Origin of the sequence: Aquamicrobium ahrensii, assembly GCF_040545755.1 — a bacterium.
Lineage (GTDB): Bacteria > Pseudomonadota > Alphaproteobacteria > Rhizobiales > Rhizobiaceae > Mesorhizobium > Mesorhizobium ahrensii.
In genome coordinates this window covers 168,913-194,123 of the sequence record NZ_JBEPMN010000004.1, presented here as the reverse complement: position 1 = coordinate 194,123, position 25,211 = coordinate 168,913, and the positions used below count along the sequence as shown (strand labels likewise).

The window sequence follows — 25,211 nt, the reverse complement described above, 5'->3', positions numbered from 1 at the left end:
GTTTATTTCCGAAGAAATCCGTTTCATGAGCCTCATTCCGAAAATCGGCCTGCCGAAGGGCGGCACCGGCTCCTTCGTCATCGATGGGGTGGCCGATGGCTATGAGGCCTTCGCGCTGTCGCAAGCGGCGCGCGAGATCGCGCCGGATCGTCCGCTGATCTTTGTCGCCCGCGACGGCCAGCGCCTGCCGGCCATCGTCGAGGCGTTGGCCTTTTCCGATCCCGGCCTGCCGGTTCTGGAACTGCCGGCATGGGATTGTTTGCCTTACGACCGCGTGTCGCCGGGTTCGGATGCGGCCGCCCGCCGCCTCGATGCGCTGGCGGCCATCGTCACCCTGCGCGCGAAGCCGCATCGCGCCGTGCTGCTCACCACCGCCAATGCCCTGTTGCAGCGGGCGCCGCCTGCCGAACTGATCGAGGCGCAGACCTTCCGGGCGAAGCCCGGCAATCAGGTCGACATGAACAGTCTGGTCAAGCGGCTGGAGAATTCCGGTTTCGAGCGCGTGCCGACCGTGCGCGAAGTGGGCGAGTTCGCCGTGCGCGGCGGAATCCTCGATCTTTACGCGCCGGGAGCGGAGGAGGCGTTGCGCCTCGATTTCTTCGGCGACACGCTGGAATCGATCCGCGCCTTCGATGTCGCCAGCCAGCGCACCACCGGCCAGCGCACCGAACTGACAATGCAGGCGATGAGCGAGGTGGCGCTCACGGCTGACGCCATCAGCCGCTTCCGCCGCTCCTATATCGAGGCTTTCGGCGCGCCTTCGCGCGACGATGCGCTCTATGCGGCGGTGAGCGAAGGCCGCCGCTTCGCCGGCATGGAGCATTGGCTGCCCTTCTTCTATGAGCGGCTGGAGACGATCTTCGACTACCTGCCGGATGTGCCGATAGTGTTCGACCATCTGGCGCATGAGGCGCTTTCCGAGCGGCACGTGCTGATCCTGGACCATTACGAGGCGCGCAAGCAGCAGGCAGACGGCGCGCTGAAGGATGCCGTGCCCTACAAGCCGGTTGCACCGCAGTTCATGTATCTTTCGCCGGATGAGGTGAACGCCGCGACGGCAGAGCGCGAGGCGATCGAATTCACGCCTTTCGATGCGCCGGATGCGGGCGGCAGGAAGGTCTTTCATGCCGGCGCGCGTGCCGGGCACAGCTTTGCCGACGTGCGCGCCGACCCCAACGCGAACCTCTTCACCGAGGCGGTGAAGCACATTTCCGACCAGCGCGCCGCTGGCCGCCGGGTTGTCATAGCCGGCTGGACCGAAGGATCGCTCGACCGGCTGGGACAGATTTTAGCCGAGCATCATCTCGGCAACCTCAAGCGTGTCGCGACGCTCTCCGAAGTCGAAAAGCTGGAAAAGGGGCAGGCGGCGCTGGCCGTTCTGCAACTCGAAACCGGTTTCGAAACCGACGGCATGGTCGTCGTCGCCGAGCAGGACATTCTGGGCGACCGGCTGGTGCGCCGTTCGAAAAAGCGCAAACGCGCCGCCGATTTCATCTCCGAGGCCGCCTCGCTGTCGGCTGGCGACATCGTCGTCCATGCCGATCACGGCATTGGCCGCTTTGTGGGCCTGAAGACCATTCAGGCAGCCGGCGCGCCGCATGACTGCCTCGAAATCCGCTACGCGGGCGATGACCGGCTGTTCCTTCCCGTCGAGAACATCGAGCTTCTGTCGCGCTACGGTTCGGATTCGGCCGAAGCCACGCTGGACAAGCTCGGCGGCGGAGCCTGGCAGGCGCGCAAGGCGCGGCTGAAGAAGCGTCTGCTCGACATGGCGGGCGACCTGATCCGCATCGCGGCCGAACGCCAGATGCGCGCCGCCCCCACCATGATCCCGGCTGAAGGCATCTATGGTGAATTCGCCGCTCGCTTCCCCTACGATGAGACCGACGACCAGCAGACGGCCATCGACGCCGTGATGGAAGACCTTTCCGCCGGCCGGCCGATGGACCGTCTGGTGTGCGGCGATGTCGGGTTCGGCAAGACCGAGGTGGCGTTGCGCGGGGCCTTCATCGCCGCCATGGAAGGCTTTCAGGTCGCCGTGGTGGTGCCGACCACGCTTCTGTCGCGCCAGCATTTCAAGACCTTCTCGCAGCGTTTCGCCGGGCTTCCGGTCAAGGTGCGGCAGGCTTCGCGGCTGGTCGGCGCGAAGGAGCTGGCCGAGACCAAGAAGGGGCTGGAGGATGGCGTCATCGACATCGTCGTCGGCACCCATGCGCTGCTCGGCTCTTCCGTAAAGTTCAGGAACCTCGGCCTGCTGATCGTGGACGAGGAGCAGCATTTCGGCGTCAAGCACAAGGAGCGGCTGAAGGAGCTGAAGAGCGACGTGCATGTGCTGACGCTCTCGGCGACGCCGATCCCGCGCACGCTGCAACTGGCGCTGACCGGCGTGCGCGAACTGTCGCTGATCGCCACGCCGCCCGTGGACCGCATGGCGGTGCGCACCTTCATCTCGCCTTTCGATCCGCTGGTCATCCGCGAGACGCTGCTGCGCGAGCGCTATCGCGGCGGCCAGAGTTTTTACGTCGTGCCGCGCATCAGCGATCTCACCGAAACCGAGGAGTTCCTGAAGGCGGAAGTGCCCGAGCTCAAGGTGGCCGTGGCGCACGGACAGATGCCGCCGGGCCGGCTCGACGACATCATGAACGCCTTCTACGAAGGCCAGTACGATGTGCTCTTGTCCACCACCATCGTGGAATCGGGGCTCGATATCCCGACCGCCAACACCATGATCGTGCACCGCGCCGACATGTTTGGTCTGGCGCAGCTCTACCAGCTACGCGGTCGCGTCGGACGGTCCAAGGTGCGCGCCTATGCGCTTTTCACGCTGCCGGCCAAGAAGAAGCTGACCGATACGGCCGACCGTCGTCTCAAGGTGCTGCAATCGCTGGATTCGCTGGGCGCCGGCTTCCAGCTCGCCAGCCACGATCTCGATATTCGCGGCGCGGGCAACCTTCTGGGCGAAGAGCAGTCCGGCCATATCAAGGAAGTGGGCTTCGAGCTTTACCAGCAGATGCTTGAGGAAGCGGTCGCCGAAGTGAAGGATTCGGGCGAGGCGACGGACACGGGCTGGTCGCCGCAGATCGCCATGGGCACGGCGGTGATGATTCCCGAAAGCTATGTGCCGGACCTGCAATTGCGGCTGGCGCTCTATCGCCGCCTTGGCGATCTGGAGACTCCGGAGGAAATCGACGCCTTCGGGGCCGAGCTCATCGACCGTTTCGGCTCCCTGCCGGACGAGGTGAAACATCTGCTCAAGATCGTCTTCATCAAGGCGGTGTGCCGCAAGGCCAATGTGGAGAAGCTGGATGCGGGGCCAAAGGGCGTGGTCATCCAGTTTCGCAACAAGACCTTCGCCAACCCGGCCGGATTGGTCAAATTCATCGGCGAACAGGGGATTCTGGCCAAGATCCGACCGGACCAGAGCGTCGTCTTCATCCGCGACTGGCCGAATGCCGACAAGCGACTGGCTGGCTCCGCCGTGGTGATGACGCAACTGGCCAAACTGGCCGCTGCGTAAGGCGGCGCTGGATCGGCGGCCGCAATTGTCCTAGGTCTTGAAATTGACGCCACCGGACGTGGCGCAATTCGGGAGCGGAGGGCCAAGTGCTGCGCAATTTCGATTTCAGCTCCTGGCAAAGCATCGTGTTCACAGTGATCGGCTTGGCGCTGTTCACGCTCATCAGCATGGGTATCAGGCTGATCATGATGTTCACCATCCAGCAGCGCCGGGAGCGGATGAACAGGCAGATCAACGAGCGCCTGCGCACGCTGATCGCCGCCTACAAGGTGCTGGGCGGTTCGTTCACCGGCGATCTGGCGGTCGATCCACGTCATATGCGCGAACTGCGCCGGCACGACCCGTCTGTCGCCGATCCGCTGGACGGTGGCGATCCGGAAGAGGCCGAAACTGTCGGCGTCGTGGTCCCGAACGCGGAGTCAGGATCGGACCGGCCCCGGCGCATCCGCGATGCGGTGGAGGCGGCGCTGTCCGACATCATCCTGCTCGGTACCGAACAACAGGTGCGGCTGGCCGAGCGCGCCGCGCGCGAACTGGTCGCCAGTCATCCGGTCCATACGCATGAACTTGTCGTTTCGTTGCGCGATTTCATCCGTGCGGCGCTCGATATCGGGCCGATCCCCGCAGATCTCTCCATCCCCATGCAGGGTCCGACACGGCCATCCGGTTCGGGTGGGCGCGGCAAGGGCGAAGGCAGGCAAGGGCAGGGCGGCGGCGGACGTGGCGGCGGCGGCGGCGGCATGGGTGGCGGCATGGGCATGGGTGGCGGCATGGGTGCGGGCGGCCTCGACGACACGCCCGGCTCCGGTCATCGTTCCTGATCCGGGCGCGCCACGCTCTGTCCAGCCTCCTGAAAGCTCAGTCAGCGCTGTCCAGCTCCCCTTTCGCCTTTGCGGCCGCCACTTGCCTGATGGCGTCGGCCAGCGTATCGGTCTCCTGCGCGCCCATCACCGCGTAGCGGCGTTCCAGCAGGAAGCAGGGAACACCGGTCACGCCCATTTTCGAAGCGGTGGCGATCTCGTTGCGAACGGCTTCCGCATCCGCGTCCGTGGGCAACAGGGCCTCCACCACCGCTTCATCCATACCGGCTTCCCGCGCCGCGGCGATCAGCACGGCATGATCGCCGATATTTCGGCCCTGCTCGAAATAGAGGCTGAACAGGCGGCGCATCAGCCTGCCTTGCACCTCCTCGCCATTCGCCGCAGCCCAGCGGATAACGCGATGGGCGTCGAGCGTGTTGGGAGAAACCGTTATGGCGTCGAAGTCGAAGGCGATTCCCTCGGCAACGCCCAGCGGTTCGATGCGAGCGTGGATTTCCCGGATTCGCCCCTCGTCGCCAAACTTGCCGAGCATGTAGTCGCGGCGGTCGACGCCCTGCGCCGGAATGGTCGGATCGAGCTGGAACGGACGCCAGGTGACGTGAACCTCGACATCACCGGCAGCGGCGATCGCCTTGTCGAGCCGTCTGGAGCCGATGAAGCACCACGGGCATACGACATCGGACACGACGTCGATGGTGACTGAAGCGGATACCGTCATGGCCTGCTCCTTTTGCGGGCTGTCAGTTCGGTTTCACCCACCATGTCGGCAACTGGAAGCCGAAAAGCGGGTCCTTTTGGGGGTGCTCCAGCTTATTCCAGTAGGCGATCAGCTGTTGCGGATTGTGCTGCATCGGCACCATGTAATTGCCGGAGATCAGCAGCCGGTCGAGCATGCGCACCGCCGCGACGAAATCGTCCTTCTCGCGCGCGTTGAGCATGGCCTCTATCGCCGCATCGATGGCGGGATCTGCAGCACCGGACAGATTGAACGATCCCTCGCGGTCGGCGGCCTCCGAGCCCCAGCGCCCGATCTGCTCTATGCCGGGCGACAGCGAATTGTTGAAGCCGCTGGAGCCGATCAGCACCTCAAAATCGAAACGCTGCTTGCGCGACTGGATCTGGTCGCCATCGAGGGCGCGGATCGTCACCGCAATGCCGAGCTTGGCCAGTGTGCGCTGGTAGAGGGCGGCCAGCCGCTCCTCTTCCTGTGAGGCGGTGAGGATTTCGAAGCCGAAGGGCTGGCCGTCAGGGTCGAGCATGACCCCGTTCTCGATCCCGAACCCGGCGCCTTTGAGCAGGTCGAGGGCTGCCTTGAGCGCTGCGCGGTCCTGCCCCGATCCGTCATTCACCGGAGGGCGCCACGTGCCGTCCATGACATCCGGCGCCACACGGTCGGGGAACGGGGCGAGCAGCGCCTTCTCCTTCTCGCTGGCGGGATGGCCCAGCGCGGAAAGCTCGGAGCCCTGCCAGTAGCTGATGGTGCGGGCCAGCTTGCCGCCAAACATGTTCTTGTTGGCCCATTCGAAGTCGTAGAGCATGCCGAGCGCGCGCCGTATGGTCGGGTCGGCGAATTTGTAGAGTCGCGTATTGAACAGGAAACCTGTCACCACCGGCGGAATGCCGAGATCGTAGGACTTGATGGCCACGCGACCGTCTTTCGCGGCGGGAAAGTCGAATTCGCGTTCCACCTGCAGCGGCCCCATGCCCGTATAGAGCGGGCCGGCATAGGCGGTGCAGATGCCCTTCTTGAACGCCTCGAACTGGGCGGTGGCGTTGAGGAAATATTCGATGGTGATCTTGTCGAAATTGTCGAAGCCGCGCTTGGTGGGAATATCTTTGCCCCAATACTCCCGATTGCGCTGGAACACGATGCGCTGGCCCGGAACCACCTGCTCTATGACGTAGGGTCCGGAGCCGATCACCGGCTTCAGCGTGCCCCGATCGAAGCTGTCCTTGTCGAAGAAATGCTTCGGCACGATGGGGGTGGCGGCAATGATCAGCGGAAATTCACGGTCGGCGTGTTCGTTGAAGGTGAAGCGCACGCTATGATCGCCGGTCTTCTCCAGCTTTTCCACCCGCTTCATCCGGTCGGAATAGGGCGGCCGGCCTTTTTCGGTGAACACATCATAGGTGAACAGCACGTCTTCCGGCGTCACAGGCTGGCCGTCGGACCATTTTGCATCCGGGTCGAGATGGAATTCGATCCATTTGCGCTCGTCATCCATCTCCACGCTTTCGGCCAGCAGCCCGTACAGACTGAAGGCCTCGTCCATGTTGCGCTGCATCAGCGGCTCGAAGACGAGGTTGCCGAAGATGGTGTCGATGACGCCCCGCGCGGTGGTGCGCAGGCTTTTCAGGATGAAGGGATTGAGATTGTCGAAGGTGCCGACCACGCAATAGGTGATCTCGCCGCCCTTCGGCGCATCCGGATTGGCGTAGCCGAAATGCGTGAAATCCTTCGGCAGGGCCGGGTCGCCCTGCATGGAGATGGCGTGGCGTGGCTCCGCTCCGGCGTTATGGGGCAGGATCGACAGCAGCGAAAGGGCGGCGGTCAGCCATAGGGCGGTTCGGCTCATTACTCGGTCTCGATGGCGCGGCATGGTGATTCGGTGGCCAAGTTACCACGCGACGTGCAAATCCGTTGGTCACACTCAAGAAATGCACGGCGCGGACTGGATTCGGCGACGCTGGCAGTGTAACACGCCGCGCGAGCCATCCTGTTGCCTCATTTACGCAACAGGTAGCGTTGCGGTGCGGCGTCGGGCTAGCGCCGCGGACAAAAGTCGAGAGGAAGCGCACCTGATGTCCAGCCTGAAATCCAAAGCGTACCGTCTGTCGGTCATGGCCGCTGGCGTGGCCGGATTCCTCGCAGCCGGGTTGCCGCAGGCTTCGGCCCAGCAGATTCCGCAAGGCTGGTTCAAGGCCTGTTCGAAGCAGGAAGACGTCGATATCTGCAATGTGCAGAACATCGTCACTGCCGGCAACGGGCAGCTCGTCACCGGCGTCAGCATGATCGACCTGCGCGGGAAGGTGAACCGCAAGGTCTTCCAGGTGACCGTGCCCAGCGGCCGTCTCGTGCCTCCGGGCATCGCGCTCCAGGTCGATGGCGGCAAGGCCCAGAAGCTCGATTATGTCATCTGCTTCCCGGATCGCTGCGTGGCCGAGGTTCCGATGACCGATCCGCTCGTCGCCTCGTTCAAGAAGGGTTCCGAGATCGTTCTGACCTCGATCAACTTCCAGAACCAGCCGAACCCGATCAAGATTTCGCTTGAGGGCTTCACCGGCGCCTTCGAAGGACCGGCGATGCAGGCCTCCGATCTGGAGGAGCGCCAGAAGAAGCTTCAGGAGTTCGTCTCCAAGAACAACGAGGACTTCGCCAAGAAGCTCAAGGAAGAACAGGAAAAGGCCAAGGCCTCGGGCAACTGATCCCGGTCGGTTCCAGAAATTCTATAAAAAGGCCCCGCTCGGCGGGGCCTTTTTCATATCCATGCAAGCCGGCTTCATTCATGCGTCCGTCATGACGTCCGCATAGATCACACCCGACACGTTCGACGGAGTGATTCTGATGCGAATGTTCTGGATGCGCCTGGCGCTGGCCATCGTCTGCCTGCCGCCCGCCAGCGCGATATCCGGCGAAAGCCGGGTGGACGAGATACTGGAGCGGTTCGGGCAGGCCAACCGCTGGCGGGACCATGTCATGATCGTGGCGCACCGGGCAGGCGGCCTGCGCGAAGGCAAGGCGCTCTATCCTGAAAATTCTCTGGCGGCGCTGGAAGCCTCGATCGCGGATGGCGCGGAAATGGTGGAGGTCGATGTGCGCCGTTCCGCCGATGGCGCGTTTGTGGTCATGCATGACAGTTGGCTCGACCGCACCACCACCTGCAAGGGCGAGGTGGCTCCGCGCACTCTGGCGCAATTGCGCGAATGCAACCTGATCGTGGAAGCGACCGGCGAGGTCACGAACGAGGTCGTGCCGACGCTGGCCGAATTTCTGTCGGCCGCCAGGGGACGCATCCTCGTCAACATCGACAACAAGCTGGACAGGAACGAGTTTCCGGCAATGGCCGCGGTTGCCCGCGATCTCGGCATGGCGCGACAGGTGGTGATCAAGGAGAACCTGTGGAACGCGCAGCGCCTTTCCGGGGCGCAGGAAATGATGCGGCGTACCGGCGATGACATTCACTTCATGCCGATCATCGCGGACGATGCGGTTCGCGAGGTGGAGTTCGCCGAAACCGTGCAGGTCGCTCTCGCGTCCCATGCCATGGAACTGATCAACTGGCGTGCGGGGAGTGATCTCCTGACCGCGAATGGCGGCCCGCTGTTTTCCAGCAGGATGCGCGCGCTGGCGGTGCGCGGCGACTGGCACATCTGGGCCAACACCTATGCCATCGTGAACAAGCCGGGCGGGTTCCTGTCAGGCGGACGTGGCGACGAACTGGCGACGCTGGCCAGCCTGCCGGCGGAAAGCTGGGGATTCTGGGCCGAGCGCGGAGCGACCATAATCCAGACCGATGAGCCGTTTGCGGCCATCGAATGGCTGGCCGCAAACGGCTATCGTCTTCCTTACGAGGCCGACGCCGTTGAACTGGCGGGACACGCCGCAAATATCAACTGATTGCGCCGGCTGGCTTGCCCGAATGCAAAAAGGCCGCCCGAAAGGCGGCCTTTTCGATGAAACGGAAAAGCGTTTTGCTTAGCGCTTCGAGAACTGGAACGAACGGCGGGCCTTGGCGCGGCCGTACTTCTTGCGCTCGACCACGCGGCTGTCGCGGGTGAGGAAACCACCCTTCTTGAGGACGCCGCGCAGTTCCGGCTCGTAGTAGGTGAGAGCCTTGGAAATGCCGTGGCGCACGGCGCCGGCCTGACCCGAAAGGCCGCCGCCGGCGACGGTGGCGACGATGTCGTACTGGCCGACGCGGTTGGCTGCGACGATCGGCTGGTTCAGGATCATCTGCAGGACCGGACGCGCGAAATACTTGTCCTGTTCCTTGCCGTTGATGACGATCTTGCCGGAGCCGGGCTTGACCCATACGCGGGCGATGGCGTCCTTGCGCTTGCCGGTGGCGTAGGCGCGGCCCGACTTGTCGAGCTTCTGGACATGGACCGGCGCGGCCGGCTGCGAGGTCTGGGCGACGGAGCCCAGTTCCGCGAGCGAGGAGAGCTGCTCAGCCATTACTTGACCTTCTTGTTCTTGGCGTTCAGCGCGCCGACGTCGAGCGTCTCGGGCTGCTGGGCCGTGTGGGGGTGTTCGGCGCCCGCATAGACGCGCAGGTTCTTCATCTGGCGGCGGCCGAGCGGGCCGCGCGGAATCATGCGCTCGACGGCTTTCTCAAGAACGCGCTCCGGGAAGCGGCCCTCTATGATCTGGCGCGCAGTGCGCTCCTTGATCCCGCCGGGATGGCCGGTATGCCAGTAGTATTTCTTGTCGGTATACTTGTTGCCCGTGAACAGCACCTTGTCGGCGTTGATGATGATGACATTGTCGCCATCGTCGACATGGGGGGTGAAGGTGGGCTTGTGCTTGCCGCGCAGACGGTTGGCGACGAGAGAGGCGAGGCGGCCGACGACGAGACCTTCGGCGTCGATCAGCACCCACTTCTTCACCACGTCCGCAGGCTTCTGCGAAAAGGTTGTCATGGTTCTGTTTCCGGTTGAGACCTGCCCGCCTTGCGGCCGACATGGCGTTTCTTGTTGCTTGGATTGGCGGCTTTCGTCGCCAATGACAAACCGCAGCCCGAAGGCCGCTGTCTGCATCGCGGCTTATAGGGGAGGAGGCCGCCAGCGTCAAGCGGTCGGAGCGGCTCCATTATTAAAAATATAAAGTGAAAACAATATGTTGCGTGTGTGGTGTTATTTTACCTCACGATTTTTCCGCACGGTGTGCGGGCGGAATCGAGTAGGTGCCGGTTGCATGGGCGACGCTGTGCCTGTCCGGGCCCGCCACGATATCGGCGTCGAACACCATGAGGCTCCTGCCAAGCTTGAGGATGCGGCAATGGGCGTCGACGGGGCCGGCTTCGGCCTTGCGCATGAAGTTGATGTTGAGATTGGTCGTCACCGAAAGTGCATCCGCTCCGGCATGGGTCAGCACCAGCACATAGCCGCCGATATCGGCAAGCGTGAACAGATTGGGGCCGGAAACCGTTCCGCCCGGCCGCAAATGCCGCTCGTCGGCGTTCAGCCGCACCGTGCAGCCGCCGGGAAAGACGTCGATCGCCTCATAGGCGCGCCCGCCTTCGTTCAGTTGCGGATAGACGTAGCCCATCAGGTCGTTGACTTCTTCGGTGGTAAGGGTCGGCTGATGGGTGGTCTGGGCTGGCATGGCTTGGCTCCGGTCGAATGGAGCCTATGAGAAGCACATTCGCGCAGTGATTTTCAACAAGGGCGGGCAGATTGACGCCCCCACATCAATGGATGGTGGCCGCCTGCGGCCCCGAAGCGAATGCTGAAATAATATTCCGACCTTTCGCCGCCAGACGGGATTTTTGTTCCAAAGAAGTCGCGAGTGTGGTGTTTTGCCCTTTGCAACTTGCTTTGCTGATCTCAATGATAGCAAGGAGTTTCCGATTTTCCCTTTCTGGAGGAATGAAATGTCGCAGAACGCCCCCGGCTTCAACACGCTCGCCGTTCATGCAGGCGCCAAGCCGGACCCGACCACCGGCGCGCGTGCGGTCCCAATTTATCAGACCACATCCTACGTCTTCAACGATGCCGATCATGCCGCGTCGCTGTTCGGGTTGCAGGCATTCGGCAACATCTACACCCGCATCATGAACCCGACCCAGGCCGCTCTGGAAGAGCGCGTGGCCGCGCTGGAAGGCGGCACCGCCGCGCTTGCCGTGGCCTCCGGCCATGCGGCGCAGCTTCTGGTGGCGCACACGCTGCTCAGGCCGGGTGAAAACTTCGTGGCCGCCCGCCGTCTCTATGGCGGCACGATCAACCAGTTCGGCCATGCCTTCAAGAATTTTGGCTGGGAAGTACGCTGGGGCGACCCGCAGGACGTTTCGACCTTCGAAGCCCAGATCGACGAAAAGACCAAGTTCATCTTCGTCGAAAGCCTTGCCAACCCGAACGGCGAGTTCGTGGATATCGCCGCCTTGGCCGATGTGGCGCACAGACATGGTCTGCCGCTGGTCGTCGACAACACGCTGGCCTCGCCCTATCTGGTGCGCCCGATCGAGCATGGCGCAGACGTCGTCGTCCACTCGCTGACCAAGTTCATCGGCGGTCACGGCAATTCCATCGGCGGCATTATTGTCGACGGCGGCACCTTCGACTGGTCGAAGTCCGGCAAGTATCCGATGCTGTCGGAGCCGCGTCCGGAATATGGCGGCGTCGTCCTGCACGAGACCTTCGGCAACTTCGCTTTCGCCATTGCAACGCGCGTGCTGGGACTGCGCGATTTCGGTCCGGCTATCTCGCCCTTCAACGCCTTCATGATCCTCACCGGCCTTGAAACCCTGCCGCTGCGCATGCAGCGTCATTGTGACAACGCGCTGGCTGTGGCCGAATGGCTGTCGAAGCATCCCAAGGTGTCGTGGGTTTCCTATCCGGGCCTCGCTTCCGACCCGAACAATGCGCTGCAGAAGAAGTATTCTCCGCAGGGGGCAGGCGCTGTGTTCACCTTTGGCCTTAAGGGCGGTTACGACGCCGGCGTGAAGTTCGTCGAGGGTCTCGAACTGTTCTCGCATCTCGCCAATGTCGGCGACACCAAGTCGCTGGTCATCCACCCGGCTTCCACCACGCATCGCCAGCTCTCGGACGAGCAGAAGACGCTGGCCGGAGCCGGCCCGGACACGGTTCGCCTGTCCGTCGGCATCGAGGACGCGAAGGATATCATCGCCGATCTGGAACAGGCTCTGGCCAAGGCCTGATCTTCATGGCACGCAGGGCTCCGGATCAAACCGGAGCCCTTGCCATGTCCGAACCGAAGTTCCTCACCCTCGACATTTCCGGCATCGTGCCGGAAGCCGGGGCACCGGCGCCGGAGCGTATCGTTTCTGGAAATCCGCAATTCCGGACATGGAACGCCGAGGAGCGCGACGGGAGCCTCTACGCAGGCGTATGGGAATCGACGCCCGGCAAATGGCGCATCGAATACGACGAATGGGAGTTCTGTCACATCCTGTCCGGCGTTTCGGTGATCACGCAGGAGGACGGTGCAGCAAGGACAGTGCGCGCCGGCGATTCCTTTGTCCTGAGGCCCGGCTTCAAAGGAAGCTGGGAAGTCCTTGAAACGACTCGCAAGGAATATGTGATCCGTCTCTGACGAAACGACGTTTTCCGTCACCTCTGTGTCATGGGCGCGGAGTAGCTGCGGCTTGTCCTTCCAACAAGCCAAGGAGGCCTTCGTGGTCACTCGTCGTACAATCGTAAAGTCCGGAGCTGCGGCTGTGTTCTTCGCACCTTTTGCCGGTTTCGCCGTCACCAGCGCGGCCGCCCAGGGCGGCCCGCTGTTCCGCTTCGGCATCGTCGCCGATCCGCAATATGCGCCCGTGGCGCCGAACCTGAAATCCAACCGCTACTACTCCAACAGCCTGTGGAAGCTCTCCGAGGCGATCGAGGCTTTCAACAAGGAAGACCTTCAGTTCGTGGCGACGCTCGGCGATATTATCGACCGTCATTGGGAAAGCTTTTCCCATGTCCTGCCGCTTTATTCGAAGCTGAAGCACGAGCATTTCTTCGTGCTGGGCAACCATGACTATGACATCGCCGGGGAATATCTGGATTCGGTGACCCGCACCGTCGGCATGGAAAAGACCTATTACGATTTCACCGGCGGCGGCTACCGCTTCATCGTGCTGGACGGCAACGACGTCAGCACGTTCGCGCCGCCGCAAGGCGATCCGCGCCGTGAAATCGCAGCCGCGCGGCTGGAGGAGCTGAAGGCCGGGGGCGCGGAAAACGCTCAGAGCTGGAACGGCTCGCTGAGCGACGAACAATTCGCGTGGGCCGAGGAAACCATGAAGAAGGCGCAGGCCGCCGGCGAGAAGGTGATCGTCCTCAATCACTACCCGGTCTATCCGGCCAATGAGCATAATCTGTGGGATTCCGAGCGGATCGTGAAGATGCTCACCGGCTACGACAATTTCATCGCCTATTTCAACGGCCACAACCATGCCGGCAATTATGGCGAGATCGACGGCAAGCATTTCCTCAACTTCAAGGGCATGGTCGATACGCCCGACACCACGGCCTACGCGGTGGTCGATGTCTATGCCGATCGCCTCGAGGTTCGCGGCGTCGGCCGCGAGGAGAACCGCACGCTCGCGATCTGACGCCGTATCCTTGTCGATAATCAGGCGCCGGCTCGCATATGCGGGCCGGCGCGCTTCATTCGGGCTTCATTGCTTCGGTGGCGACCTTAACGGTAACCAGCCGCAGTCTCACCCTTGCGCAAGGGTGAGCGGCCATCCTATTTACGGGATGAGAAGTCAGAATGATTCAATCCCGGCCTTGCCACGCTTCCGTGCCGGTCCATCTCGACAAGGACACTTCATGAAAGACCCGATCGAAACCTACATGAACCTCGTTCCGATGGTGGTCGAGCAGACCAACCGCGGCGAGCGGGCCTATGATATCTTTTCGCGTCTTCTGAAAGAACGCATCATTTTCATCACCGGGCCGGTCGAGGACGGCATGGCGACGCTGGTCTGCGCCCAGCTTCTGTTCCTTGAGGCCGAGAATCCGAAGAAGGAAATCTCGCTCTACATCAATTCGCCCGGCGGCGTGGTCACGAGCGGCATGGCCATTTACGACACCATGCAGTTCATCAGGCCGGCCGTTTCGACGCTGTGCATCGGCCAGGCCGCCTCCATGGGTTCGCTGCTGCTGTGCGCGGGCGAGAAGGGCATGCGCTTCGCCACGCCCAATGCGCGTATCATGGTTCACCAGCCCTCCGGCGGCTTCCAGGGCCAGGCTTCGGACATCGAGCGCCATGCGCAGGACATCATCAAGCTGAAGCGCCGCCTAAACGAAGTTTACGTCAAGCACACGGGCAAGGACTACGAAACCATTGAAAACACGCTCGACCGCGACCATTTCATGACTGCGGATGAAGCGCTGGCGTTCGGGCTCATCGACAAGGTGCATTCCACGCGTGAGGCGTCCGAGGCGGACACCGCTTCGGCCTGACGGGCGGCGGTGGCTGAAATGTCGCGCTTTTGAGACCCTTTGCGGCATTTCGGCCACAATTTGCTGTTCCCACAGCCCACGCGATTGCCTACGTTAAGGCAATGTTGATTTTCGACGGCTTAGCTTCACCAAGAGCTGCGGGAATCATTGCCACGTTTTCTGGTTGGTGTTTCGTACAGAATGTGTTGCGGGTGCCAAGGGAAGCCGATGGCGGCGGAACCCGGGCGCACGGGAATGCGTCTGCCGGCCAGACCACCGGCGGACGGTCATGAAAGGACTGGAAGATGAGCAAGGTCAGCAACGGCGGCGGCGGAGATTCCAAGAACACGCTCTATTGCTCGTTCTGCGGCAAGAGCCAGCACGAAGTGCGCAAGCTGATCGCCGGTCCCACCGTCTTCATCTGTGACGAGTGCGTCGAACTTTGCATGGACATCATCCGCGAGGAGAACAAGACCTCGATGGTGAAGTCGCGCGAAGGCGTGCCCACACCACAGGAAATCATCAATGTTCTCGATGATTACGTGATCGGTCAGCCCTATGCGAAGCGCGTGCTGTCTGTCGCGGTGCATAACCACTACAAGCGCCTCGCCCATGCCGGCAAGAGCAATGACGTCGAGCTTTCGAAGTCCAACATCCTGCTGATCGGCCCGACCGGCTGCGGCAAGACGCTGCTCGCGCAGACGCTTGCCCGCATCATCGACGTGCCCTTCACCATGGCCGACGCCACGACGCTCACCGAGGCGGGCTATGTCGGCGAGGATGTCGAGAACATCATCCTGAAGCTGCTCCAGTCCGCTGATTACAATGTCGAGCGCGCCCAGCGCGGCATCGTCTATATCGATGAGATCGACAAGATCAGCCGCAAGTCGGACAACCCCTCGATCACCCGCGACGTGTCGGGCGAGGGCGTGCAGCAGGCGCTCTTGAAGATCATGGAAGGCACGGTCGCCTCCGTGCCGCCGCAGGGCGGCCGCAAGCACCCGCAGCAGGAATTTCTGCAGGTCGACACGGCCAACATCCTGTTCATCTGCGGCGGCGCCTTCGCCGGGCTCGACAGGATCATCTCCGATCGCGGCCGCAAAACCTCCATCGGCTTCGGCGCCTCCGTGGCTTCGCCGGAGGAGCGTCGCACCGGCGAACTGTTCCGCATGGTGGAGCCGGAAGACCTGCTCAAGTTCGGCCTGATCCCCGAGTTCGTCGGCCGCCTGCCGGTTCTGGCCACGCTTGAGGATCTCGACGAGACCGCGCTGGTGCAGATCCTGACCGAGCCGAAGAATGCGCTGGTGAAGCAGTATCAGCGCCTGTTCGAGATGGAGAATGTCGAGCTGACCTTCCACGAGAACGCGCTCTCCGCCATCGCTCGTCGCGCCATCGAGCGCAAGACCGGCGCTCGCGGCCTGCGCTCCATCATGGAAGCGATCCTGCTGGACTCCATGTTCGAGCTGCCGGCGCTGGAAGGCGTTCGCGAAGTCGTGATCTCGGAAGAGGTGGTGTTGGGCAATGCGCGTCCGCTCTACATCTACTCCGACGCCAAGGAAAAGAAGGGTAACGTCAGCGCCTGACGCTATCGGGCCCGGAAACCGTCAACCGGTTTCCGGGCTTCCTTTGTCGCAGGCGTCATGACGGGCTCATCCGCAAGGCAGAAAGACCGGACAAGTTCAGGATCAGGCCCGGCGGCATCGGGCTTGAGTGGGGCGCGCCAGAAGCCGCTTTCACACCTCCATCCGGTTCATGGCGCATATCGCCACTTGATCTTTGCTTTGCCGGCATCCACCTAACGGGTGAGTTCGGGGCTGAAGTCCGCGCTGCGTAAGCCTCCGTCGCGATCGGTGGTAGGCGGAACGATCCCCGGTCGTTAATATAGGAGTCGCGTTCGGCTTAAGGCGTGCGCGAAGGAAAGGTTTGACAATGGCCAAAACAGCCCGGTCCGCAAGCAACGGTGTGTTCGCAGTCCTCCCGCTGCGCGACATCGTGGTCTTCCCGCATATGATCGTGCCTCTCTTTGTCGGCCGCGAAAAGTCGATCAAGGCGCTGGAAGAGGTGATGGGTCAGGAAAAGCAGATCCTGCTCGCCACCCAGATGAACGCCGCTGACGACGATCCCGAAGCCGACGCCATCTACGAGGTGGGCACGCTCGCCAATGTGTTGCAGCTTCTGAAGTTGCCCGACGGCACCGTCAAGGTGCTTGTCGAGGGCACCGCGCGTGCGCGCGTCGACAGTTTCACCGATCGCACGGACTTCCATGAGGCGCACGCTTCTGCGCTGGAGGAGCCGGAAGAGGATGAGGTCGAGGTCGAAGCGCTCGCCCGTTCCGTGATCGCGGACTTCGAGAACTATGTGAAGCTGAACAAGAAGATATCGCCCGAGGTGGTAGGCGCCGCCAGCCAGATCGACGATTATTCCAAGCTCGCCGATACGGTTGCCTCGCATCTCGCCATCAAGATTCCCGAGAAGCAGGAAATGCTCTCCACGCTTTCCGTGAAGGAGCGTCTGGAGCGCGCCATGGGCTTCATGGAGGCGGAGATTTCCGTCCTTCAGGTGGAAAAGCGCATCCGCTCGCGCGTCAAGCGCCAGATGGAGAAGACGCAGCGCGAATACTACCTGAACGAACAGATGAAGGCGATCCAGAAGGAGCTCGGCGAAGGCGAGGACGGCCGCGACGAGGCGGCCGAGCTGGAAGCGCGCATCAAGAAGACCCGGCTTTCCAAGGAGGCGCGCGAGAAGGCGGAAGCGGAGCTGAAGAAGCTGCGCACCATGTCGCCCATGTCGGCTGAGGCCACCGTGGTCCGAAACTATCTGGACTGGCTGCTGTCGATTCCGTGGGGCCGCAACTCTAAGGTCAAGCAGGACCTCAACTTCGCGCAGGACGTGCTCGATTCCGATCACTATGGCCTCGACAAGGTCAAGGAGCGCATCGTCGAGTATCTTGCTGTGCAGAGCCGCCAGAAGAAGCTGAAAGGCCCGATCCTGTGCCTCGTCGGCCCTCCCGGCGTCGGCAAGACCTCGCTCGGCAAGTCCATCGCCAAGGCGACTGGGCGCGAATTCGTGCGCATGGCGCTCGGCGGCGTGCGTGACGAGGCCGAAATCCGTGGCCACCGGCGCACCTATATCGGGTCGATGCCCGGCAAGGTCATCCAGTCGATGAAGAAGGCGAAGAAGTCCAATCCGCTCTTCCTGCTCGACGAGATCGACAAGATGGGCCAGGACTTCCGCGGCGATCCGTCCTCGGCTCTGCTGGAGGTTCTTGATCCCGAGCAGAACGCCTCCTTCATGGACCATTACCTCGAGGTCGAATACGACCTGTCGAGCGTGATGTTCGTGACGACGGCGAACACGCTGAACATCCCTGCGCCTCTCATGGACCGCATGGAGATCATCCGTATCGCCGGCTACACGGAGGACGAGAAAGTCGAGATCGCCAAGCGGCATCTTCTGGCCAAGGTTGTGCGCGACCACGCGTTGCAGCCGAAGGAATTCTCGGTTTCCGATGACGCCATCCGCGCCATCATCCAGACCTATACCCGCGAGGCGGGCGTACGCTCTCTGGAGCGGGAGCTGATGAAGCTCGGCCGCAAGGTCGTGACCGAGATCCTGAAGACCAAGAAGAAGTCGGTTAAGATCACCAAGGACAACCTTGCGGACTATCTTGGTGTGGAGCGCTACCGCTTCGGCATGGCCGAGACCGACGATCAGGTGGGCGTCGTCACCGGTCTGGCATGGACCGAGGTCGGCGGCGAACTGCTGACGATCGAGGGCGTCATGATGCCCGGCAAGGGTCGCATGACCGTTACCGGCAACCTGAAGGATGTCATGAAGGAGTCCATCTCTGCGGCGGCGTCCTATGTCCGTTCGCGGGCCATCGATTTCGGCGTGGAACCTCCGCTGTTCGACAAACGTGACATTCACGTCCACGTTCCTGAAGGCGCGACGCCCAAGGACGGCCCTTCGGCCGGCGTGGCCATGGTCACGGCTATCGTTTCGGTGCTTAGCGGCATTCCGGTGCGGGCCGATGTGGCGATGACCGGTGAGATCACGCTGCGCGGCAGGGTGCTGCCGATCGGCGGGTTGAAGGAGAAGCTGCTGGCCGCGCTTCGCGGCGGTATCAAGAAGGTTCTGATCCCGGAAGAGAACGCCAAGGATCTGGCCGAGATACCGGACAACGTGAAGAACGGTCTGGAGATTGTTCCGGTGAGCCGTGCCGGCGAGGTGCTGCGGCATGCGCTGGTTCGCATGCCGGAGCCGATCGAGTGGGTGGAGCCGGTGAACACGCCGGCCGCCGTGGACGCTTCTGACGACGCCGCAAAGTCGCTCGCGCATTAGCGCTCGCTCACATTGCAGCGCACCAATTGAAAAGGCCGGGCCTCCACCCGGCCTTTTTGCTCGAAAAGCCCGGAAAACGGGGGATTTTAAGGGCTTCAATCTGGATTTTCGCTTGGTTGCGGCTGCGCTTCTTTCTAAAGTTCGGCTCCTGCCGGATGAGTCTTTCGTGCCGGTTTTCTCATGGAAGGGAAATTTTATGAACAAGAACGAACTGGTGTCCGCTGTCGCCGAAGCCGCGAAACTCTCCAAGGGTGATGCGCAGTCGGCGGTCGATGCGGTGTTCTCCGTCATCACCGGCGAACTGAAGAAGGGTGGGGACGTCCGGCTTGTCGGTTTCGGTAATTTCTCGGTGTCGCAGCGGGCCGAGTCGACCGGCCGCAACCCGCAGACCGGCGCCGAAGTGAAGATCCCGGCCCGTACGGTGCCGAAGTTCACGGCAGGCAAGGGCCTCAAGGACGCCGTCAACTAGGCGAAGCCACCGCAGAGAGGCAGCACCTGCCTCGTTCGCGATCTCCAAAACCCCGCCGCATGCCGGCGGGGTTTTTCTTTGTTTCACCGCGTGACTGAATTTGATTGCCGATGCGGTTCGTCGCGGCGGTTTTGGGTTATCTTGCGGGCCGGGCGGATGGCGAGGCTGAGGAGGAGCCTTTGGCCATTGACCGGCGCGCATCGTTGCGACAGCGGTTGCTGGCAGTCGTCGTCGCCAGTGTTGGCGCGGCTGCGGCCGCTACCGTCTCTTTTGCGCTAAGCGTTTATGAAGCGGCGCATCCGCAACCGTTGCGCGAGGTCGGCGCAAACGAACCCGTCGATACCGGCCAGTGGATCGTCACCCTTCTTGAAGCCCGGATCGATGATGTCGCGCCGAACGGCCGGACGCCGGCAGAACCGAAAAAATTCCTGAGCGTTGGGTTCGATCTCAACAATCGCTCCGCCGCCACCAGCGCCGCCTTTTCAAACCTTCTCATGCTGGATTCTGTGATCCAGGGAGCCGCCGGCCCGGAGTTCTATAGCGCCAGGGACCGACGGATGATCGCCGGGCTGCATCCGGACATGCCGGAAAGGATAATGGCCGTATGGGAGTTGTCCGCGGCGCAACCCCCGCCCGCAACCGTCCGCTTGCTGATCGGCAGCCAGATCTACAAGCGCCGTGACAATTTCTATGGAGCCTCCAACTGGCTTGATCGTGACCCTATCGCTGTGGCGAACTTGCCGGTTCTCGGCAGCGGGCAGGTCCGGTGACGCCAGCAGCCATGCGGGCCGTCCTCGCCGTCACCATCGCCGCAGCCTTGCTCTACGGCATGCAACGGACCACTCCCTATTTCAGCGATATCACCTCGCCGGTTTCGGTGCGTGGGGTGCAAGGCAAAAGAGTGGAGGCGGACAGTTTCGCGGCCGCAATAGCGCGGGTGCGACTGGCGAGGGAGCTTGTCATTCCCGGCTTTCCCGAGGACAGGACCCTCACTTCGTCCTCCGGTATCTGGGTGGTTGTCGAAGGTGCTGCCGAGGCCTTGCAGCAAAGCCTCGCCCTTGCCTCTGCGACCTGGCTTTCGCGCGACGGCATACGATATGCAATGAGCTCGCGCACCGGCGCGCTTGGCGGGGAGCCGGGAACCGAACAATTGCAACCAGGCATACCGCGCCCGCTGCTGATGGTGTTCGAGGTGCCTGAAAGGCAATTGGCGGGTGCGACCGTCATCATATCGCCCATCCGCACGACGGCGCTGGTTCAGGAGGTGCATGTCGCATTGACCGAAATTCCGGAGCCCGTGCATGGCCGCATCATCATCAGGCGGGGCAGCCGCCTGCTGCCGTGGCGACTGGAGGCGCAGTGATGGCCGCCTCCGGGGCCGGTGGTGGGGAACGGCGATCCCGATGGCTCGGTCTTGCGGGGCTGGCAATCGCGTTGCCTGTGGCGATCCTGCTGCATTCGGGCGACGGCATCCCTGCGTGGGTTGCACGAAGAATGCTGAGCCCGACGGTGATCGAGCGCGGCGAAACGCATCAGTTTCATGGTGCGCAATGGCGGCTGACCGGCCTGAGCAGACTGAAAGGCGAATTTCCCGGCACCGTTCTGGTCGTCGCGGAGTTCGAGGCGCGGGTGGAGAACCCCGAACTTCTGGCGGCAAAGGGGAATTGTATGATTCACCTTGGCGACAGTTCGGGCCGTCGCTGGTTCCCTCTGTTCCTGCCGGAATGGAAAGTGCGTCAAGCTCTGGCGACGGCGGCTGAGAAGCCCAGATGCGGCTCATTGGAAACGATGGCTGTGGGGCGGAACCTTGCCATGGCGGAGGTTTTTCTGGTCCCGGATACGGTGGAAAATCCCACGCTCACGGTGCGCCTATCCTCTGTTGCGGATCAGGAGATGCGCTTCAGGTAGCATGGGCTTCCGTGACCGGCGTCTCACGGTGGGCGTCGGCCACCGCATATTCCAGAACTCCAGCCAGAAGCGATATACGAACGGCGTCAAGCAGGATTCCGCCGTTCAGTTCGCTGGGGCTTCCCACGAAAATGTCCAGCATTGGTGAAACGACCTGCCACGTATCCGGTTCGAAAGGCGGCAGCCAGTGGGTCGCGCCATACCAGGCCCACGCGCCGATCCAGCCGATTGCCCTGTAAGCCACGATGAAGGTGAGCAGAGTGCACAGACCAGCGCCGAGCAGCAGTTTCAGGCAGGTCCATACGGGGCGGTAGCGGGAACGATAGCTTCCGAAGAAATGGGCGAGAAAATCACGCAGCCAGCCGCGCCAGCTTCCCGAGCGCGAAGGTGAAGGTGCGCCGGCGGCGGGCGCGGCGGAGAGGTCGTAGCCGTAGACGATTGCAGCGAGCACCAGCCATATGAAGGGCAGCAGAGCATAGAAGAAAAGGCCCTGCATCTGATCGGCCGGTGGGGCCGGGCGAAACTCCACCGGCACGAAAGTTTCCGCCGCCTGCGCCGCCGTCACGATAAGCGCAGCAGCTTCCTCCAGAAGGCTACCGGCCCCAAGCCAGCTTATGAAATCGTTTTTCCATCGGTCGAGAGCGTAGAGACCGATGAATATCCAGCTCGCATCGGCTGCAATCATAAGCATCCGCCAGCCAATGGCTTGTGAGCGCGCCGCCATGTGCTTGGCGGCCCAGCGGGCCAGCCAGCACAGCACGATCGATGCGATCAGACCACCGGAGCGAAGCAGTTCGAATATCTGCATACGCTCCCCCGGCAGCAGGCGCTCGTAGGCCAGGCGCGAATACTCCCGGACTGTGTCTCCCAGAAAGCCCCATGCCGCATAATAGGCGAAGAAGGGCAGAAGCACGGCCGCGGTCAGCGCCAGCATCCTGCCGTTGGCCTGTTTTCCTCCTGAGCGGGCGTCGGGCGACGCATTCGCTTCACGCAAACGGGAAAGGGCGGGCAGCCCCGGCAGGAGCAGAGTGAACATCGCCACCACCACGAGAAGCTTCGCCAGAACCACCAGCGACAGCACGACCATCCCGCCGAGTGGATAGCGCAATCCTGTCGTCACAGCGGCGTCGAGAAGAAGATCGCGGGCGATGTAACCGAGCGCGCCGATCAGCAATAGTTGCGGCCAGAATCGTCGCAAGAGCCGCACTGTCAGGGTAAGCGGCCGCAGGATCTCGTCCGTGGCTGTCATGAGCGCAGGTTAGAGCATTTCCCGCCCGGTGGAATCACAAGAAAAATTACCAGACGTTGCACAACTGCGGCTGCAACTCACCGATTGGATCGTCTGTCCGGGAAAGGGGGCTGCGCCGCTTCAGGATTCAGGCGAACGCACATGCCTGCCAGGATCTTTCCGAAGGAAAATGGGATATTGAATCTGAAACACAAACCTGCCGTTCGTGTTCAGAGTCTTCTTCAAGCTGTTATTGCTAACTTGTTGAAAAATGGCGCGAGTGACGGGGCTCGAACCCGCGACCTCCGGCGTGACAGGCCGGCACTCTAACCGACTGAGCTACACCCGCGCTTTGACGAACACCGTTGATGTGTGCGTCGTTGGCGGGTGGATAAGGGGTTCCCATGCAGGTGTCAAGCGCCGCAACGACGGTTGTGTGAAAAGTTCGGATGTTTTTCTCCAAAGCCTCGTTCCGGCTCTCTTTCACCACAGGCCAAACCGTGGAATTGCGCCTTGGGGCTTGCGAACTGGACCGGAACTGCTTAATGGTCCGGCCCGCTGGGGGCGATTAGCTCAGTTGGTAGAGCGCTTCGTTTACACCGAAGATGTCGGCGGTTCGAGTCCGTCATCGCCCACCATTTTCCATATCTCACGGCAGTTTGCTTCGCGCACGCCTCCGATGGGGCGGGCGAAAGCCCGGGCCGAGGTCGCGGCCTTGTTCCGGTTCGCGGATGCTCCACTCACCTCCACCATATCTACTGTTTCCGCAGGGCGGCGGAAACCTGCCCCAGAAATTTCATGCCGGATTCTGCCCCATGCGTCGTCAGGGTGTTATTCGGGTCCGGAGCGACGCAGCAGGAGATGCGCACGGCCACTGTGACGGGACCAATTGCGGGGTGAAACGATGCCCGTCCTTGAGCCCAAATTCCTGAATGGCTTACAGCTTTTCGCCTGGCAACTTGCTCGCCTGCCTCACCCAGTCGCTGAATTGCGCTTCATCGAACTGACCTTCCCAGATATCGAGATAGCGCACTTCGGGATGTTTGGACTTGCTCGGCGGCACCGGATCAAGCGAGTCGCCACGGAAGAACGTCACCTTCACGTATTTCGTGAAGCAGTGAAGGCTGAGGAACCACAAATCGTCCTCGTTTCCATAGAAGGGTGAATTCCACTTGACCGCTTTTCGGACGCCGGGAACGGTCTGCATGACGATTTCGTCGATGCGCCGGCCGATCTCGCTTTTCCATCCGGGCATGGCGGATATGTATGCCTGCACGGGCTCGTCTCCATAGCCCTTGGCGATCTGTGGATTGCCGCCGGAAAGGAGCTTTGGCCCCGAAGTGTCGCCTGGGTTCGCCATGGAAAGCTCCCGCAAGATATTGGCGCGACCCCCACCGGGTGGCAAGGAAATCACATGGAGCGCTCGCCGGCAAGCGCCAGGAGCAGACCGCCGGGGCAGCCTTACAGATACTGCTGTATTGCCTTGCCTGCTTTCAGGAAGCGAAGCGGGTTGAGGGCCGTTCCATTATGGCGAACTTCGTAGTGGAGATGGGGGCCGGTCGAGCGGCCGGTATTTCCGGAGCGCCCGATGACGTCGCCCGATTCGACCTTCTGGCCGACCGCCACCGAGATGCGGCTGAGATGCGCATAGCGGGTGGAGAAGCCCTGGCCATGGTCGACTTCCACCATACGCCCGTAACCGCCGTTCCAGCCTGCCTTCACCACCGTGCCGGGGGCGGTGGCCTTTGCGTCCATGCCGACGGGAGCGCGGAAATCCATGCCTGAGTGAAATGCGGCCGAGCCGATCAGCGGATCGCGGCGCACCCCGAAGGTGCTGGTCACCGCATGGCCGGGAGCGGGATTGGCCAGCGGCAGGCGCCGCGCCTCATGCTTGACATGGCTCAGCGCCTGCAGCGCTTCGTCCAGTTCCTTGAGCCTGGTGTCGAAGATGGTGGCGTTGTCCATGAGAATGAGCGGGCCGCCGACGTTGCTTCTGGTCGCGCCGTCCTGCGCGAAATCCAGATCGACGGGTAATCCGGCGGCTTCAAGCGTGTTGGAAATCGCATCCGCGCTTTCCGAAGCCGCATCGGCCAGCTGCGATATATGCGCAAGCTGGTCGTCTTCTATGGCCTTGAGCGATCGGTTGATGGCCACGAAAACTTTGTCGGCCCGGTCGGCCTCGGAGCCAGATGGTTCGGCACGCGCATGGGCCATGGCGACCGGCGCTGGCGTATCTCCCGTGCGGGTCGTCCAGTTCGCGAAGGGGGAACCGTCCACCGCCGCCGCCTTGACTGGCTTTTCGACGCGCTCGATTGATCCGGTGATTTCGGGCGTGATGGCCTGCCGCTCCGCCGGGAGAGGCGCGGTCAATGGCAGATTGCCGCCGATCTCGCGTCCTGCCCGGTCGAGAACAGGCCCGAGCCGGCCGTGGCGATCGGTCAGCCGACTCTGGCGTTCGATCAGCTCGGTAACCCTGGTTTCCATGAGCTGCTGGTCGAGCAGTTGCCGGCTGGTGATACGGTCCACCTGCGCGCGCAGCGCCGAGATACGGTCTTCATAGGCTTGCTGGATGCGTGCCTGTCGTGCTGTCGAGGCGCTGATGATGTTGTCGCGCAGCACGAGATAAGAGGTCGCGCCGAGGTATCCAAGGGAGAGCGCCATGACGGCGGAGCCGACGATGGCGGCCACCCACGGACGAATGGTGAAATGGCGGATTTCGTCGCCATGCGCGATGATGACCGTATGGGGTTCCCTGCGCTTGCCGAACACCGCTGGCTGGACTGCTGTCACGATACGCCCCGTTAACCATGC

The 25,211-nt window shown here is 62.4% G+C and carries 22 protein-coding genes and 2 tRNA genes; 15 read left to right on the top strand and 9 right to left on the bottom strand.

Annotation, left to right across the window (positions count from 1 at the left end):
• The first annotated feature begins 25 nt into the window (after positions 1–25).
• The gene (gene mfd / locus ABID44_RS07955) at positions 26–3,517 is read left to right on the top strand and encodes a transcription-repair coupling factor (RefSeq protein ID WP_354151158.1); all 3,492 of its coding nucleotides are present in this window, start codon (positions 26–28) and stop codon (positions 3,515–3,517) included.
• Positions 3,518–3,603: 86 nt separating this feature from the next.
• Entirely contained in the window at positions 3,604–4,338 is a 735-nt protein-coding gene (locus ABID44_RS07950) for a hypothetical protein (RefSeq protein WP_354151157.1), read from the top strand.
• Positions 4,339–4,375: 37 nt separating this feature from the next.
• On the opposite strand, the gene ABID44_RS07945 is transcribed toward ABID44_RS07950, so the two are convergent.
• Positions 4,376–5,056, bottom strand: a complete 681-nt coding sequence (locus ABID44_RS07945; RefSeq protein ID WP_354151156.1) for a DsbA family oxidoreductase — start codon at positions 5,054–5,056, stop codon at positions 4,376–4,378.
• Positions 5,057–5,078: 22 nt separating this feature from the next.
• Positions 5,079–6,914 carry an extracellular solute-binding protein gene (locus ABID44_RS07940; RefSeq protein WP_354151155.1) on the bottom strand — a complete coding sequence of 612 codons (1,836 nt, stop codon included), beginning with the start codon at positions 6,912–6,914 and terminating at the stop codon, positions 5,079–5,081.
• Between the two features lie 226 nt (positions 6,915–7,140).
• Here ABID44_RS07940 and ABID44_RS07935 point away from each other — a divergent pair, with 226 nt between their 5' ends.
• Together ABID44_RS07935 and ABID44_RS07930 are read left to right on the top strand one after the other, a co-directional pair.
• Positions 7,141–7,764, top strand: coding sequence for an invasion associated locus B family protein (locus tag ABID44_RS07935; protein ID WP_354151154.1), 624 nt, complete (start codon positions 7,141–7,143; stop codon positions 7,762–7,764).
• Between the two features lie 139 nt (positions 7,765–7,903).
• A complete protein-coding gene (locus ABID44_RS07930; protein WP_354151153.1) occupies positions 7,904–8,956 on the top strand; it encodes a glycerophosphodiester phosphodiesterase family protein in 1,053 nt (350 codons plus the stop codon).
• A 78-nt stretch (positions 8,957–9,034) separates the two neighbouring features.
• On the opposite strand, the gene rpsI is transcribed toward ABID44_RS07930, so the two are convergent.
• The 3 genes from rpsI to ABID44_RS07915 all read right to left on the bottom strand — a co-directional run bounded on the left by rpsI (position 9,035) and on the right by ABID44_RS07915 (position 10,663).
• Entirely contained in the window at positions 9,035–9,514 is a 480-nt protein-coding gene (gene rpsI, locus ABID44_RS07925; RefSeq protein ID WP_354151152.1) for a 30S ribosomal protein S9, read from the bottom strand.
• A complete protein-coding gene (rplM, locus tag ABID44_RS07920) occupies positions 9,514–9,978 on the bottom strand; it encodes a 50S ribosomal protein L13 (RefSeq protein ID WP_354151151.1) in 465 nt (154 codons plus the stop codon). Before rplM ends, rpsI begins: the two co-directional genes overlap by 1 nt.
• 223 nt (positions 9,979–10,201) lie before the next feature.
• Positions 10,202–10,663, bottom strand: coding sequence for a PaaI family thioesterase (locus ABID44_RS07915; protein WP_354151150.1), 462 nt, complete (start codon positions 10,661–10,663; stop codon positions 10,202–10,204).
• 268 nt (positions 10,664–10,931) lie between these two features.
• Here ABID44_RS07915 and ABID44_RS07910 point away from each other — a divergent pair, with 268 nt between their 5' ends.
• The 10 genes from ABID44_RS07910 (at position 10,932) to ABID44_RS07865 (ending at position 21,172) form a co-directional block, all read left to right on the top strand.
• Positions 10,932–12,215 carry an O-acetylhomoserine aminocarboxypropyltransferase gene (locus tag ABID44_RS07910; RefSeq protein ID WP_354151149.1) on the top strand — a complete coding sequence of 428 codons (1,284 nt, stop codon included), beginning with the start codon at positions 10,932–10,934 and terminating at the stop codon, positions 12,213–12,215.
• 44 nt (positions 12,216–12,259) lie between these two features.
• A complete protein-coding gene (locus ABID44_RS07905; protein WP_354151148.1) occupies positions 12,260–12,610 on the top strand; it encodes a cupin domain-containing protein in 351 nt (116 codons plus the stop codon).
• 82 nt (positions 12,611–12,692) lie between these two features.
• Positions 12,693–13,619 (top strand): metallophosphoesterase, encoded by a 927-nt coding sequence (locus ABID44_RS07900; RefSeq protein WP_378226320.1) that lies wholly within the window; start codon positions 12,693–12,695, stop codon positions 13,617–13,619.
• A 220-nt stretch (positions 13,620–13,839) separates the two neighbouring features.
• On the top strand, positions 13,840–14,475 hold the full coding sequence (locus ABID44_RS07895; protein ID WP_354151147.1) for an ATP-dependent Clp protease proteolytic subunit: 636 nt from the start codon (positions 13,840–13,842) through the stop codon (positions 14,473–14,475).
• A 284-nt stretch (positions 14,476–14,759) separates the two neighbouring features.
• A complete protein-coding gene (gene clpX / locus ABID44_RS07890) occupies positions 14,760–16,037 on the top strand; it encodes an ATP-dependent Clp protease ATP-binding subunit ClpX (RefSeq protein ID WP_354151146.1) in 1,278 nt (425 codons plus the stop codon).
• A 346-nt stretch (positions 16,038–16,383) separates the two neighbouring features.
• Complete coding sequence (lon, locus tag ABID44_RS07885; protein WP_354151145.1) at positions 16,384–18,795, top strand: endopeptidase La; 2,412 nt, start codon at positions 16,384–16,386, stop codon at positions 18,793–18,795.
• 196 nt (positions 18,796–18,991) lie between these two features.
• The gene (hupB, locus tag ABID44_RS07880) at positions 18,992–19,264 is read left to right on the top strand and encodes a DNA-binding protein HupB (protein ID WP_354151144.1); all 273 of its coding nucleotides are present in this window, start codon (positions 18,992–18,994) and stop codon (positions 19,262–19,264) included.
• A 110-nt stretch (positions 19,265–19,374) separates the two neighbouring features.
• Complete coding sequence (locus ABID44_RS07875) at positions 19,375–20,034, top strand: hypothetical protein (RefSeq protein WP_354151143.1); 660 nt, start codon at positions 19,375–19,377, stop codon at positions 20,032–20,034.
• Complete coding sequence (locus ABID44_RS07870) at positions 20,031–20,627, top strand: hypothetical protein (protein ID WP_354151142.1); 597 nt, start codon at positions 20,031–20,033, stop codon at positions 20,625–20,627. The genes ABID44_RS07875 and ABID44_RS07870 overlap by 4 nt, the downstream gene beginning before the upstream one ends.
• Positions 20,627–21,172, top strand: a complete 546-nt coding sequence (locus ABID44_RS07865) for a hypothetical protein (RefSeq protein WP_354151141.1) — start codon at positions 20,627–20,629, stop codon at positions 21,170–21,172. Before ABID44_RS07870 ends, ABID44_RS07865 begins: the two co-directional genes overlap by 1 nt.
• Here the strand turns inward: ABID44_RS07865 and ABID44_RS07860 are convergent.
• Complete coding sequence (locus tag ABID44_RS07860) at positions 21,165–22,421, bottom strand: hypothetical protein (RefSeq protein ID WP_354151140.1); 1,257 nt, start codon at positions 22,419–22,421, stop codon at positions 21,165–21,167. The two genes, ABID44_RS07865 and ABID44_RS07860, sit on opposite strands and share 8 nt — an antisense overlap.
• A gap of 251 nt (positions 22,422–22,672) precedes the next feature.
• Positions 22,673–22,749 (bottom strand) — tRNA-Asp (locus tag ABID44_RS07855).
• A gap of 213 nt (positions 22,750–22,962) precedes the next feature.
• Here ABID44_RS07855 and ABID44_RS07850 point away from each other — a divergent pair.
• Positions 22,963–23,038: transfer RNA gene (locus tag ABID44_RS07850), tRNA-Val, on the top strand.
• Positions 23,039–23,337: 299 nt separating this feature from the next.
• On the opposite strand, the gene ABID44_RS07845 is transcribed toward ABID44_RS07850, so the two are convergent.
• Both ABID44_RS07845 and ABID44_RS07840 read right to left on the bottom strand, forming a co-directional pair.
• Positions 23,338–23,760: a DUF1801 domain-containing protein gene (locus tag ABID44_RS07845; RefSeq protein WP_354151139.1), complete on the bottom strand. Its 423-nt coding sequence runs from the start codon at positions 23,758–23,760 to the stop codon at positions 23,338–23,340.
• 101 nt (positions 23,761–23,861) lie between these two features.
• Positions 23,862–25,190 (bottom strand): M23 family metallopeptidase, encoded by a 1,329-nt coding sequence (locus tag ABID44_RS07840; protein ID WP_378226316.1) that lies wholly within the window; start codon positions 25,188–25,190, stop codon positions 23,862–23,864.
• Positions 25,191–25,211: the final 21 nt, after the last annotated feature.